This window comes from Flavobacterium sp. RSP15 (assembly GCF_003968755.1).
Lineage (GTDB): Bacteria > Bacteroidota > Bacteroidia > Flavobacteriales > Flavobacteriaceae > Flavobacterium.
Window position 1 is genome coordinate 66,597 of record NZ_RYDL01000010.1, and the last position, 13,772, is coordinate 80,368.

At 35.0% G+C, this 13,772-nt stretch carries 12 protein-coding genes and 1 pseudogene; 9 read left to right on the forward strand and 4 right to left on the reverse strand.

Features of this window, described 5'->3' with window-relative positions:
- The first annotated feature begins 365 nt into the window (after positions 1-365).
- Together EKM00_RS15265 and EKM00_RS11155 are read left to right on the forward strand one after the other, a co-directional pair.
- Positions 366-758 (forward strand): annotated as a pseudogene (locus EKM00_RS15265) (DUF6943 family protein).
- A gap of 165 nt (positions 759-923) precedes the next feature.
- Positions 924-2,699 carry a DUF885 domain-containing protein gene (locus tag EKM00_RS11155; RefSeq protein ID WP_126516220.1) on the forward strand — a complete coding sequence of 592 codons (1,776 nt, stop codon included), beginning with the start codon at positions 924-926 and terminating at the stop codon, positions 2,697-2,699.
- Between the two features lie 192 nt (positions 2,700-2,891).
- On the opposite strand, the gene EKM00_RS11160 is transcribed toward EKM00_RS11155, so the two are convergent.
- Genes EKM00_RS11160 through EKM00_RS11175 form a run of 4 tightly spaced genes read right to left on the reverse strand, consistent with a single transcriptional unit; the run spans position 2,892 to position 4,534 of the window.
- Positions 2,892-3,071, reverse strand: coding sequence for a hypothetical protein (locus EKM00_RS11160; RefSeq protein ID WP_126516221.1), 180 nt, complete (start codon positions 3,069-3,071; stop codon positions 2,892-2,894).
- Entirely contained in the window at positions 3,058-3,336 is a 279-nt protein-coding gene (locus EKM00_RS11165) for a hypothetical protein (RefSeq protein ID WP_126516222.1), read from the reverse strand. The genes EKM00_RS11160 and EKM00_RS11165 overlap by 14 nt, the downstream gene beginning before the upstream one ends.
- 15 nt (positions 3,337-3,351) lie before the next feature.
- Complete coding sequence (locus EKM00_RS11170; RefSeq protein WP_126516223.1) at positions 3,352-3,777, reverse strand: DUF5675 family protein; 426 nt, start codon at positions 3,775-3,777, stop codon at positions 3,352-3,354.
- 1 nt (position 3,778) lies between these two features.
- Complete coding sequence (locus tag EKM00_RS11175) at positions 3,779-4,534, reverse strand: hypothetical protein (protein WP_126516224.1); 756 nt, start codon at positions 4,532-4,534, stop codon at positions 3,779-3,781.
- A 264-nt stretch (positions 4,535-4,798) separates the two neighbouring features.
- Between EKM00_RS11175 and EKM00_RS11180 the strand changes: the two genes are divergently transcribed.
- From EKM00_RS11180 to EKM00_RS11210, 7 genes are all read left to right on the forward strand, one after another.
- Complete coding sequence (locus tag EKM00_RS11180; RefSeq protein WP_126516255.1) at positions 4,799-5,026, forward strand: helix-turn-helix domain-containing protein; 228 nt, start codon at positions 4,799-4,801, stop codon at positions 5,024-5,026.
- 800 nt (positions 5,027-5,826) lie between these two features.
- Positions 5,827-6,438, forward strand: a complete 612-nt coding sequence (locus EKM00_RS15200; protein ID WP_370453933.1) for a phage integrase SAM-like domain and Arm DNA-binding domain-containing protein — start codon at positions 5,827-5,829, stop codon at positions 6,436-6,438.
- Positions 6,420-7,070, forward strand: a complete 651-nt coding sequence (locus EKM00_RS15205) for a site-specific integrase (protein ID WP_370453934.1) — start codon at positions 6,420-6,422, stop codon at positions 7,068-7,070. Before EKM00_RS15200 ends, EKM00_RS15205 begins: the two co-directional genes overlap by 19 nt.
- Positions 7,071-7,472: 402 nt before the next feature.
- Complete coding sequence (locus EKM00_RS11195; protein ID WP_126516225.1) at positions 7,473-8,705, forward strand: DUF4856 domain-containing protein; 1,233 nt, start codon at positions 7,473-7,475, stop codon at positions 8,703-8,705.
- A gap of 68 nt (positions 8,706-8,773) precedes the next feature.
- Positions 8,774-9,889, forward strand: a complete 1,116-nt coding sequence (locus EKM00_RS11200; protein WP_126516226.1) for an imelysin family protein — start codon at positions 8,774-8,776, stop codon at positions 9,887-9,889.
- Positions 9,890-9,891: 2 nt separating this feature from the next.
- Complete coding sequence (locus tag EKM00_RS11205; protein WP_126516227.1) at positions 9,892-11,259, forward strand: HTTM domain-containing protein; 1,368 nt, start codon at positions 9,892-9,894, stop codon at positions 11,257-11,259.
- Entirely contained in the window at positions 11,240-13,675 is a 2,436-nt protein-coding gene (locus tag EKM00_RS11210; protein WP_126516228.1) for a TonB-dependent receptor domain-containing protein, read from the forward strand. Before EKM00_RS11205 ends, EKM00_RS11210 begins: the two co-directional genes overlap by 20 nt.
- The last annotated feature ends 97 nt before the right edge of the window (positions 13,676-13,772 follow it).

Sequence of the window (13,772 nt, forward strand, 5' to 3'; positions counted from 1 at the left end):
GTTCCGTTCTCGGTCTAGCATGGCTGTTCGATTGCCGCAACCCCGCCACTGCGCTCCTCGATAAATAATGATTTCCGCTATCGCTACAATCATCATTTTCTGCGGTGCTTGGGGGTGTTTGATTGCCTTGCGAGAGAAACGAAGCAATCACAATAACGTCCCCAGAAAAACCTCAACAAAACGATATTGCAATTTCTTGAAAAGAAAGAGAAAAAAATCCAGCAAATTTAGCATCCATTCCTCACTTTCAGTCGGTCGTGCCTTCCTCCCTTCCCGTTCGTCATTTCTGCTGATTATATGGCTTTCTTTTTTCTTTTTTTTTCTTTTCAAAAAAATTAAGTCGAATTTTTTAAACCAACAGCACTATGCCAAACTTCATCATCAAGACTCACCAAAAAGACACCACCTACAAGGGAAACCAAATCTTTATCCTCAACAAAGGAATGAATAGTGGCAAATGGAGCGTAGCGGAATTCACCAGAAGACACTGAAACGGTTTACTGGTTAGCGCCTATAGTTTATGGAAAGTAAGATTCTGGAATCAATCACTGGTTGGGTCCGTAATCTCATTTTTACGAATCGACGATTTCAAAAAAGTTTTCAACTTAAAGGTAAATGAAATGCTGCAGGAAGAAGAGCTGCATAAAAAACAAATTCAGGCGTTGAGGTTGTTGGAACAAAAAGAGGATCAATTCGAGAAGAATATTATACTGATAAATGAAATGAGAAAAGTGATATTGATGAGGTATTGTAAATAATAGCGCTTTGAGTACAAACTAAATAATTGCAATAGTTAAAAAAATAAAACATAAATTAGCATATTGAAAAAAAATTTATTTAACATAAATACCCTAATAGCAGCCATTTAATCGAAAGACTAATCTAACGCATAGTATTAAATCATTTTCTAAACAATTCTTAATATGAATAAATTAAAATCTCTTCTTAGAAAAATAGCAGTACTACTTTTTGTTTTCACTGGCACAATTGTAATGGCACAAAAAAACCCAAGCAATGCTAAATTCAGCAAATTTCTGGATAATTATTACGAAGGCGGCTTACTATTAAACCCATTGACAGCGACACAAAGAGGCGACAACAGATACAACGATTTATTTCCGAACGATATCGCTGAACCCTACCTTAAAAAACAACACGGTTTTACCATCATGTATCAAAAACAGTTAGCATCTTTTGATAGAAACAAGCTGAATTCCTTTGATAAAATTTCTTTTGATATCGTGAGCCTCCAAATAAAGCAAACACTGGAAAGAGAAAAATTCAATTTTGAATACATGCCCTTTAGCCAGTTTAGGGGCTATCCCAGTTCATTACCCTCACTTGGTTCAGGAAAAAGTTTTCAACCTTTTAAAACAGCGAAAGATTATGAAAACTGGCTCAAACGAATTGATGGTTTTACGATATGGGCCGATACTGCGATAGCTAATTTTAACAAAGGTCTTGCAATGAAAATGGTCCTTCCAAGAGCCTTGGTGATTAAAATGATTCCGCAGCTGGAAGCTCAAACTGTTACAGATACACTTAAAAATATCTTTTATGAACCCGTTCGAAATATACCAAGCTCATTTTCAGTAAAAGAAAAGAAAGTGATTCGGTTGGCCTATCAAAACGCAATCATTACAAAAATCATCCCTACTTATCAAAAACTGGCCGATTATTTAAAAAATGTTTATTTACCAAAAGCCAGAACCTCTTCGGGCTATAATGATTTGCCTAATGGGAAAGCTATGTATGCCTATTTGGTTAGAATGAGTACGACAACCAATCAAACACCTGAAGAGATTTACCAAACCGGACTTCGGGAGGTGGAACGAATTACCAAAGAAATTGAAAATCTAAAGATTAAAATCGGCTTTCAGGGCGACCGAACTGCCTTTTTCAATTATGCCCTGACTGATCCCTCCTTTTTCCCTTTCGCAACCGACGAAGAAATATTGGAAAGTTACAGAGCCATCCTGCCCATCATAGAACCGAAGTTGAAAAAATTATTCAATATTGTTCCCAAAACAGCCTTCGAGGTGAAGGCAATCGAAAAATTTAAAGCCGCGACTTCGGCTGCCAATTATGAAAGAGGCACAACGGACGGTAGCAGACCCGGTTATTTTAATGTTCCAATCGTTGACGCTACTAAATTCAATAAGTTGGGGATGGACAACCTTTTTATCCATGAAGCAATTCCGGGACACCATTTTCAATTGTCCTTACAACAAGAGAATCAGGATTTGCCAAAAATTAGACAATTTGCCTCGTATTCCGTTTTTTCTGAAGGCTGGGCTTTGTACGCCGAATCATTGGGCGAAGAATTGGGATTGTACACGGATCCTTATCAAAAATTGGCTGCCTACAAATCCGAATTATTTAGAGCGATACGCCTAGTGACAGACGTTGGATTGCATACCGGAATACTAACAAGAGAAGAGTCAATCCAATACATGATGGAAAAGGGGGGAAGAGAGCAACAAGCCTCTGTTTCAGAAACAGAAAGATATATGGCAATACCAGGACAGGCGCTTTCCTATAAAATAGGGGAATTGAAAATATCGGAATTGAAAGCCAAATATATAAAAAGCTTGGGTGACAAGTTTGACATCAAAAAGTTTCACGATGCAATTTTACAGGTTGGTTCCGTGCCTTTAAGTGTATTTGAAACTTATATGGATAATTGGGCTTCTGAATAAATTAAATAAGGATAATATAAATATTAATTGGGGAAAAACAGTTTTTTAACCCAATCAAAATTATTTTTTGTGACTTATAAAATAGAAAGCCTGATCTTTCGAACCAGGCTTTCTCAATTCATCCGGAAAAGGGTACCAATCATAGCCGGATTATTTTTCGCTGCATTTTTACATTGAACTTGATTCAGTGTCTCAGTGTTTTTTTTTAAATTTTGTCAATCCTTTTAAAAGGAGCGAAACTGTAAAACTTACTATTGCTCCTACGACCGCTAAGATAATCGTTTTTATAATATCTTCAGAAAGGATATTAGGCACAATACTCAGCAAAGTTCCTGATGCAGTTCCAATTTGCAAGGTGTTATTTGATTCCATCTCGCGGTAAATATTGATTGTCTTTTTTCAACCGATTGGTGATGGCCTGCTCTCGGTTGGCCTCATCATCTACCGTAATTTGGCTGATTATTGAAATGACTCCTCCTGCGAGGGCAGCGTAACCGGCAATACTGACAACGGCTACAGGTAAAACTACCGGAGCCGCAATGATACTTCCACTGATAGCCAATAGAGCCATTCCAATACTTCTCAAAACCTTAAAAAACTTTGGGGTTGGTGCTTTCGCACGTTGAACTATATTCATAATTTCTTTACTTTTTTACCTTGTCATCATAAGCGGAGTCGAAGGATTAGATTGGATTTTTATTTTTACTTCTTCATTATTGGCCAAAGCCGCATTAACTATAGCTTTCAGCTTTTCTAACGCTTTTCGGGAAAAACTTCCTTTCCCTATTCCTGTGTGCAGTGTTACAGTTGCGATACAACCCAATAATTCCGTTTTAGCATCATTGGCGGGATGGATTAAGATCAAATCTCTCCCCGGAACATTTTTCAAATGCAAGTGCCATTGGAACTTGGGACTAAATCGCTTCTGTAAAACATATTCTCCTTCGGGAATGTAAGAAATACGCCTTTGGTTTCCCAACCAGGGCAATTCGATGGTATAACAAACTATGGTGCCGTTCCATTCTAATACCCCTTGCGTTCCCTCTGGAAAATACGTCCGTGTCAACACCAGGACCATCTTACAATCCGCTCACTTGAACCAATGCCAATGGATTGTAGGAGCCATTTTTCAATGGGTACATTTGTCCATTAACTTCTTGGTAGAACTCCACTCCCAAAGCCAGAAACAACGGTTTTGTGCTTGCAGGAGTAACTGTATTCAGTTGGGAGATTGCAACCGTAGCCACTGCATCCCAAGGTAAAATCGCGGTTTCGGAATGCGCCTCAACAAAGGTTTCCGTTTCAAAATCAATCTCGGCTCCCGCAGAAATAATTTTAAAATGCGTAGTTCCACTCGGTGCGGCAATCAAGTTTGCCGGAACAAACGGCTCCAGATCAACAGTGATTTCACCGGAGGCACGGTCAATCGCTCCCACAAATGGGGCAAATAAACTGGTGCCCAGTTTTCCTCTGATATTGAATTCAAAGCCGGCAAGCATTTCTGCCTCCCCATCAATCACGTTTCGTAACCCTCTCACGCTGGTCACATCCGCCTGAATCACTTCAACCATTTTCTGGGTCAATCGGCTCACCATTCTGCCATCAGCGGTATTCAAAAGCAAAGCTCTCAATGCCGTTCTCAAAATCTTCCCGGCCTTCCCGGCTCTTCCAAATTCTGAACCATTTTCACGGGTTCTTTGAAATGCAGGATCATTCTTGATTCTGTTTGCATCAATTCCCCCTTTTTCGCGAGCCAGATGCCCGTCCTTGGTTTTGTAAAAAGTAATATCTCCTATAGTACCTTTCAGCTTAATTATGCCTTTCTGTCTTGCCATAATTTCTAATGTTTTAAATTAATACTGTTTTAAATTTGCTCAATCATCTATCGTTGCAACATCTGTCGATTGATTTCCAAACAAAGATTAGACTTAAACCAATCATTTAGAACAGACTATTGTTCCATATGTCTTACAGTGGTATAAATGGCATTTTTAAACATAAATGTCACCCAGTATCGGTAAACCTACCAAAAAAACAACTATATGCTTTTACATATAAAACGCTATATTTTCTTAAAATCAATGCAAATGCATATAACAATGAAGACATTAGCCACTTTTGTAAAAGAGAAAAGAAATGAAGTATACCTAACCCAAGAAGCTTTTGCGGAACGTGCTGGAGTGGCACTAACTGTTGTTCGTAAAATAGAACAAGGCAAAGAAAACCTAAATCTCGGAAAGGTAAACGAGGTCCTTAAAATGTTTGGCCATACATTGGCACCGGTCAGTGCAAGAGAATTATTAAAAATCAACAATCCTATAGAATAAAAGAAAATTCCACGCCTTGTTTCATCGGGAGTAAACGCATCCTTTTTTTGATTAATTTTACTCCACTACTGTTTGGCCAACAGTAATTTAAAGTATATCAAAGCCTACCCAAAGCTATAGATAGTGTATGAAAATCGAAAACAAGAGATTGTGTATCTACCCGAAAGACATACAACGCATTACAGGGAAGAGTTACCGGCAAAGCGTGAGAATGTTGCAAACCATCCGCAAAGAGCTTAACAAGCTCCAAAACGAATTGGTGAGCATAGAAGAATTCTGCCAATACACCAGCCTGAAACAGGAACAGGTAATGAACTTAATCGTTGACTAAAATCATTCTTGCAAATTGAAAATTGCAATGTAACCCGTTCATTTTTTGGTCGTCTTTATGAGATTAATTGGACTTAAATCCGTAAATTTGATTCATACAATTTAAGTGCTAAATTGAGTCAAAAAAAAGGGTGCATAATTCGGTGCACTCATTCTGAGAATTGGCTTTAAAGTCAATGAATATAAGGGGTTACTAATTTCGATTAGTCCCTCTTTCTCCGCTGGTTATTTCAAAAAACCTGCCAAAACCCTTTAAATCCTATGATTTAGAGGGTTTTTTAATTTACTCCCTATCCAAATTATTAATAGTTTCTCATTCTAAAGGAGTACAATTCGGGGCACTATAAAATTTCAAAAACATTGTGCCCCTACCTATGTAAATCCTTTTGAAACAATGGGTTAATTCATTGAACATCTTGTTTTGAGTTGATAGTTTTTCTAAATTTCTATTAACTTAAAGGTTACCAATTATGGACAATCCAATTTCAATCCTTTTTTATTTAAAAAGAGTCAAAGTCAATGCTCAAGGTTTGGCTCCAATTTTTCAACGAATTACCATCAATGGTAGACGAGTGGATAACAGCACCGGCAAGTTTGTTGACCCAGACAAATGGCAATCCGAAATGTCTAAAATGAGAGGGACTTCGGAGGAAGCTCGTTCAATCAATGGACATCTTGACAATTTAAAATCAAAGATTTTAAATGTGGAGAAAAATTTAATTAAAAAAGACATCCCGGTAAACTTTGAATCCTTCAAAAATGAGTTAACCGGTAAAAAAGAAAGGGAGCGAATGTTAATTCCTATCTTCCAGGAACACAATCGTAAAATCAAAGAACTGGTGGGTCAGGAATACGCACCTGGTACTCTGGAACGCTATGAGACTTCGTTAAAACACACTAAAGATTTTATTTCTTGGAAATACAACATCACGGATATCAATATTGAGAAGATCGATCATTCCTTTATCACCGAATATGAATTCTACTTGCGCAGTGAACGAAAATGTGCCAATAACACTGCTGTAAAATACATCAAGAACTTCCACAAAATCATCAACAATGTTTGGCCAATGGATGGCTAAACAAGGATCCTTTCGCCAATTACAAAGCAAAAGTCAAAGAAGTCATTCGAAAGTTCCTTTCTGAAGCCGAAATAGAGCAAATGATAAACAAAGAATTTGTTTCCGAGCGATTGGAGCTCGTTCCCGATATATTCGTTTTTAGCTGCTTTACTGGCTTGGCATACATAGATGTAAAACAATTGACACTGGACAATATTTCCTTGGGAATAGATGGCGATAAATGGATTTTCAAGAACCGACAAAAAACCGATACAGCTTCCAAAATTCCATTATTGCCAATGGCAAAAGATATCATCGACAAATATGCTGAGCATCCCGTTTGCAAAAACGAGAAACGCCTTCTGCCTATTTTAAGCAATCAAAAAATGAACGCCTATTTAAAAGAAATTGCAGGTGTTTGTGAAATCGAAAAAGAATTAACCTTCCACATTGCCCGACATACTTTTGCGACTACGGTAACGTTAACAAATGGTGTCCCAATAGAAAGTGTGAGTAAAATGTTAGGACATAAAAATATAAGAACCACACAGCATTATGCAAAGGTTTTTGACAAAAAAGTAAGTAAGAATATGAAAATACTTCGTGACAAATTTGCTGCAGTGACTCACCATCAAGTAAAAAAAATAAACTAGAGGTAAGTCATTGAAAATAAACGAGATAACTAATAGTCACTTTTTTATTTGTTTTCAACCAATGATTTAAACTATTTTAAGTGATTTTTATTACTAAAATTAAATAGAAATTAACCAAACCTAAACTATTTAATAATCATATTCAGTCGCACATTACTATGTGAACTAGAAGAAGAATTAAATTCAATATCATTTCATTATGATAACCCAATAAGCATGAGTGATAAGCCTATCTAAACTTAGTGTAGTTATTGGGATAGCATATTCATCACTAATTGAAATAGCTTTCGCTCATTAAATCGTTAAATTTTATTTAGAATAAATTTAAATAAAAACTTGTTTGTTCCATTTTAGGTTTTATATTTGCAGTAAATTATTTTAATTCAATCTAAATTAACTGAAATGAACTTTAAAAAAATATCTTTTTCTGCATTACCAATTTTAGTATTAGCACTTGGTTCGTGTTCAAATGATGACAATGCAGCTGCTGAAGAATCTTTTAACTACACAGTTCCGACAACGTATACATTTGAAAGAAATGCAGTAACTACTGTAGACTATTCAGGTCAGTCAAGTCGATTATTAATGCTTGATGAAATGGGGAAATATTTTAGTACAGCCGCAACAAACGGAACTGTAGCTGATGATGCAGTTTTGTCTGAAATGTATTTAAATACAAACAATCGCTATACTGGTGCAGGTTTAAACACCTCAGGGAAACAATTAAAAGATAAAACAGCTTCTTCAAAAGATTATTTTTCATTATATCTTGGTGGCGGTTCAATAGCGGAACAAGTAAGTGTTCGTGATTTATTTGAAACCCAATTCGACAATGCTGATGCTGCCAGTCAGGGGAAAACTGCGACGGCGGGTGTTGCAGGTGTTTATTTAGATGGAACAAGCAAACGATTATTTGCAGCAAATGGATTAGAGCCTCAACAAGTGTTATTAAAAGGAATGATGGGCGCTTGTTTTATGGATCAAATAGCTAATAATTATTTAAGTTTAAATAAATTAGATGAAAGTACTAATAAAGCAGACAATACCGCAAAAATTTTAGTGGCTGGAAAGTCTTACACAACTATGGAACATACATGGGATGAAGCTTATGGTTACATATATGGTTCAGATGATTTAAAGGTTACGCCAAACGTATTCAAACATTGGAGTACCTACATCAATCAGGTCAATGCCGATACTGATTTTAATACTATAAAAGCCGATATTGAAATGGCTTTCCGCAAAGGTAGAGCCGCGATTGTTGCTAATGATTATGCTGTTCGTGATGCTCAAATTGATATCATTAAAGCAAAATTAGCAATGGTTTCAGCCGTTAGAGCTGTATATTATTTACAAGAAGGAAAAGGTAAATTAGCAACAGATAATGGTGCAAAAGCTTTTCACGCTTTGTCTGAAGGTTACGGATTTATTATAGCATTGCGTTATACAAATAAACCAGGAACAAATAGCCCCTACTTTACAAAAATAGAAGTAGATGCAATGTTGTCTTCTATGGTGAGCGGAACAAATGGTTTGTGGGCGATCGATACATTGGGAGCAAAACTCGATGCTATTTCATCCCAAATTGCAACAAAATTCAGTTTTACAGTAGTGCAAGCTGCGACAGTAAATTAATTAAATAAAAACAAAATACGAGAATTTAAGTTCTCTTACTTTGTGTATTTTTGTAAAAATTTTTAAAAATGAAAAAGATTCTATTAATTTTAAGTCTCATTGTTTTAATTGCGGCTTGCTCATCAAATGAGGGAGAGAGCACTATTGAGGGAAATAATTATGATCGAACAGTACTCTTAACTAACTGGGCTGATAATATCATTGTTCCAAGTTATATAAATTACCAAGCAAAGGTTCAAATATTGGTAACGAACTCAAATACTTTTGTCTCAATGCCAACTGAAGGAAATCTTCAAACGGTTAGATCTTCTTGGTTAGACGCTTACAAAGCGTATCAATATATATCAATGTATAATTTAGGTAAAGCTGAGGAAATCAATTTTAATATGGCTTCCAATACTTATCCAACAAATACCATCGGTATAGATTCAAATATTTCATCCGGAACTTACAATTTGGCATTGTTATCTCAACTTGACAAACAAGGTTTTCCTGCATTAGATTATTTGCTAAATGGTTTGGGTACAAGTGATGCAAACATTGTAAGTTTTTATGTTACAAATACAAATGCCTCCAATTACAAACAGTACTTAACCGCGGTAGTTATTAAACTAAAAACGAATATTGACGCAGTTGTAACCGACTGGAATTCCAATTTTAGAAATAGTTATGTGGCTAATAACGGAACTACGGTAAGCAGTTCAGTAAATAAAACGATAAATTTATTTGTAAAAAATCTTGAAAAAGATATTCGGACCGGTAAATTAGGAATTCCGTCAGGCGTTTTTTCAAGCGGTGTTAAATTTCCCGAAAAAGTGGAGGGTTATTACAAAAAAGATATTTCTAAAGAGTTGCTAAATGTTTCCTTAAAAGCACAACAAGATTTTTTTAATGGTAAGCATTTCAATAATGCAACAACTGGTGAAAGTCTAAAAACATATTTAGATTTTTTAAATATAATTAGAGATAATAAAAAATTAAGCGACATTATAAACAATCAGTTTACGACAATTTTTACTGTAAACAATTCCCTTAACAACAGTTTTTCACTACAAGTAAATACTGATAATTCAAAAATGATTGCTGCGTATGATGCCTTACAGCAAAACGTAATCTACACAAAACTAGATATGATGCAAGCATTAAACGTTACTATTGATTATGTAGATAGCGATGGCGACTAACTATGAATTTTAGTACAACGAAATATATCAATAAATATTCAGAGGCATCAACGCTAGCTTTTTTTAGGCTAGCGTTTGGTTTTATGATGGTTTTAAGTTTAGCGAGATTTGCGAGTTATGGCTGGATTAAGACGTTTTACATTCAACCTCAATTTCACTTTACCTATTACGGTTTTGAATGGGTAAAACCACTAGGTAATTATACGTATTTATTATTTTTTATCTCTGGATTAGCCGCTTTATTTGTTGCCATTGGATACAAATACAAACTATCGATTATTATTTTCTTCCTGAGTTTTACTTATATAGAACTCATGGATAAAACGACCTACCTAAACCATTATTATTTTATTACGGTGGTGAGTTTTATACTGATTTTTTTACCTGCAAATGCTTACTTTTCTATTGATGCGTACAGAAATCCTAAAATTGCCTTTCAGAAAATACCCAGTTGGACAATTGATATTTTAAAAGTGCTTATCGGGATTGTATATTTTTATGCGGGATTGGCAAAACTCAATTCAGACTGGCTTTTTGAAGCTATGCCACTCAAAATCTGGTTGCCTGCTAGTTCCAATTTACCAATAATTGGTTCCTTATTAAACGAGAATTGGGTACACTACGCCTTTAGCTGGACGGGAATGATCTATGATTTAAGTATCCCTTTTTTACTACTATACAAAAGAACCCGACTATTCGCTTTTGTTTTAGTCGTGGTATTTCATGTCCTGACTAAAATACTTTTCCCAATTGGCGTTTTTCCGTACGTAATGATTGTCAGTTCATTACTTTTTTTTAATAGTAATTTTCATAAAAATATCTTACAATTTGTTTCTAAATTATTCAATTTTACTTTCGCTGTTTTTGAGAATGGAAAAGAAAAAATTAAAAATTTTAATTTTATTTACAAAACTAAAATAGCTTTGGTGAGTTGTTTTATAGCTTTCCAAGTACTTTTTCCGTTTCGATATTTATTGTATCCTGACGAATTATTTTGGACTGAAGAAGGCTTTCGGTTTTCATGGCGTGTGATGCTTATGGAAAAAGCTGGTTATGCCCAATTTAGTGTTACCGATGCAAAAACAAAAGAAAATATAATGGTGGACAACAGTCGTTTTTTAACTTCTTTTCAGGAAAAACAAATGTCGTTTCAACCGGATTTTATTTTGGAGTACGCACATTTTTTACACGATTATTATCAAAAACAAGGTGTTCACAACCCTGTAGTTAGAGTAGAAAGTTACGTCGCTCTCAACGGAAGATTAAGCAAATTATACATTGAACCAAAAATAAATCTAGCCAAAGAAAATGAATCTTTCAAACACAAAACTTGGATATTACCTTTTAACGATGAAATTAAAGGATTTTAGTTGCATTCTACTTTTGTTCGTCACAATAAATAGTTTTTCCCAATATAAAGTTTCGGGAATAATTACGGCTGAAAACGGTAATAAATTAACGTTAGTCGAAGTTTATAACAAAAGTTCCGGGACTAAACAGCTCTCTAATTCTAAAGGAGAGTTTTCAATTGAATTCAACCAATCTGGTGATTATCAACTTGTATTTTACAAAGAAAACTATGGTGTTTTAGAAAAAACAGTGTCAATATCAGATCAAAAAATTGTTGTTGTTTTAGAAAGCGTTACACAACTTTCCGAAGTGGTAATCAATAAGCAGAAAGAGAAAATATTCGCTCTCAATAAATTAAAAGATATTGAAGAAACGGCTATTTATGCCGGAAAGAAAACCGAAGTTATTTCATTAAATAAAATAACAGCGAACAAGGCAACCAATAATGCCCGTCAAATATTTGCTCAGGTAGTAGGACTAACTATAAATGAAAGTTCTGATGGTGGTTTGCAATTAAGTATTGGAGGTCGAGGATTGGATCCAAATCGAACAGCAAATTTTAATACTCGTCAAAACGGTTATGACATCAGTGCGGATGTTTTGGGTTATCCTGAAAGTTATTATGCAACACCCACCGAAGCATTAGAAGAAATTCAAGTAGTACGAGGCGCGGCATCGTTACAGTACGGAACACAATTTGGCGGATTAGTTAATTTCAAATTAAAATCACCAAGTAAAAAACCCTTTGAGTTTACAACGAGAACTACAGTAGGCTCGTATGGTCTGTTTACCAATTTTACGTCATTAAGTGGCACAAAAGACAAGTTCAGTTACTACACCTTTTATAATTACAAACAAGGAAATGGATTTAGACCTAATTCTGACTTTGAAAGTAAAAACTATTTTGGAAATTTAAATTATCAATTTTCGGATAAAACTTCCTTACATTTTGACTACACCTATTTCAATTATTTAGCACAACAAGCTGGAGGATTAACTGACGTGATGTTTGATAAGGATCCAACACAAAGCAATAGAACACGAAACTGGTTTGCTGTAAATTGGAATTTATTTGCCCTTCGCTTAAAGCATAAATTTAATGATAAGGCAGATTTTTCTTTGCAATTATTTGGTCTAGATGCGAGTCGTAAAGCACTTGGATTTCGTTCTAATAGAGTTTCTGCCCCGGATGTATTAGGTACTGAAAGGGATTTAATAATTGGTAAATTTGTCAATTGGGGTGCCGAAGCACGCTATTTGCAGCGTTATACAATTAACGAGAACACTAGCGCTTTTTTGATTGGGGCTAAATATTATCAATCTAAAAATTCAGGCCTTCAAGGTCCGGGAAGCTCGGGTAGTGATGCCAATTTTAATCTAGCAGAAGCTGAATTTCTTTTTTATGCCAACCAATCCAACTATACTTTTCCCAATTTGAATATGTCTGTTTTTGGAGAGAATATTTTCAAAATAACCCCTAATTTTTCTATAACTCCGGGTTTTAGATTTGAAAAAATAAAAACACAAGCCGAAGGTTCCTACCGAAAAATAAATCTTGATTTAGCAGGAAATGTGATTTTAGATGAAACTAAGTTTGAGAAAAATATAAAAGACCGAAACTTCATTTTAGTAGGTGTCGGATTAAGTTATAAACCACAAAACCGAATTGAACTGTATGGGAATATTTCTCAAAATTATCGTTCGGTAACATTCAATGATATTCGTACGGTTTCACCAAGTCAAGTTATTGCTGAAGATATTACAGATGAAAAGGGTTATACTTCTGATATTGGAATTAGAGGACAATTTGGAAATAAAGTAACCTTTGACGCGAGTATTTATGGCTTGTATTACAGTGATAAAATAGGAGAATATGAAACCCGAAACCCAAATGGCTCTGCGGCAATTGTCAGATTGCGAGACAATATAGGAACTGCTGTAACCTACGGTTTTGAATCCATGTTCGACTGGAGTTTAAACAATACATTTTTTAATGAAAACGATAACTTTGTTTGGAATGTATTTTCTAATATTGCGATTACCAATTCAGAATATTTAAAATCGGATGCGCCAAATATTGAAGGCAATAAGGTCGAATTTGTACCGCTCTATAACATAAAAACAGGAACCGGAATTGGATATAAAAACTTTATTTCAAGTGTACAATTTACCTACGTTTCCTCTCAATTTACCGAAGCAAACAACAGTAAAACAGATAGAAATGACAATACGTATGGTATTTTTGGCCAAATTCCAGCCTATTATGTAGCTGATTTTTCAACCTCGTATAAATGGAAAAAATGGAAACTAGAAGCCGGAATCACTAATTTTACAAACAATAGTTATTTTACAAGAAGAGCCACTGGCTACCCAGGACCAGGAATAATACCTTCTGATGCAAGAACTTTTTATACTACGCTTGAGTATGTTTTTTAATATTTAAAAAATTTGATGATATTCAAGTAATTTACAAAACAGATAATAGTTTATTCAAATTAATGAGTGCTTCAAATCGTTTTGAAAAGAAATATCT

What these genes read in the sequence shown, in the direction of transcription:
- EKM00_RS11155 (WP_126516220.1), top strand. Translation starts at nt 924, where the DNA reads ATGAATAAATTAAAATCTCTTCTTAGAAAAATAGCAGTACTACTTTTT.
- EKM00_RS11160 (WP_126516221.1), bottom strand. Translation starts at nt 3,071, where the DNA reads ATGGAATCAAATAACACCTTGCAAATTGGAACTGCATCAGGAACTTTG.
- EKM00_RS11165 (WP_126516222.1), bottom strand. Translation starts at nt 3,336, where the DNA reads ATGAATATAGTTCAACGTGCGAAAGCACCAACCCCAAAGTTTTTTAAG.
- EKM00_RS11170 (WP_126516223.1), bottom strand. Translation starts at nt 3,777, where the DNA reads ATGGTCCTGGTGTTGACACGGACGTATTTTCCAGAGGGAACGCAAGGG.
- EKM00_RS11175 (WP_126516224.1), bottom strand. Translation starts at nt 4,534, where the DNA reads ATGGCAAGACAGAAAGGCATAATTAAGCTGAAAGGTACTATAGGAGAT.
- EKM00_RS11180 (WP_126516255.1), top strand. Translation starts at nt 4,799, where the DNA reads ATGAAGACATTAGCCACTTTTGTAAAAGAGAAAAGAAATGAAGTATAC.
- EKM00_RS15200 (WP_370453933.1), top strand. Translation starts at nt 5,827, where the DNA reads ATGGACAATCCAATTTCAATCCTTTTTTATTTAAAAAGAGTCAAAGTC.
- EKM00_RS11195 (WP_126516225.1), top strand. Translation starts at nt 7,473, where the DNA reads ATGAACTTTAAAAAAATATCTTTTTCTGCATTACCAATTTTAGTATTA.
- EKM00_RS11200 (WP_126516226.1), top strand. Translation starts at nt 8,774, where the DNA reads ATGAAAAAGATTCTATTAATTTTAAGTCTCATTGTTTTAATTGCGGCT.
- EKM00_RS11205 (WP_126516227.1), top strand. Translation starts at nt 9,892, where the DNA reads ATGAATTTTAGTACAACGAAATATATCAATAAATATTCAGAGGCATCA.
- EKM00_RS11210 (WP_126516228.1), top strand. Translation starts at nt 11,240, where the DNA reads ATGAAATTAAAGGATTTTAGTTGCATTCTACTTTTGTTCGTCACAATA.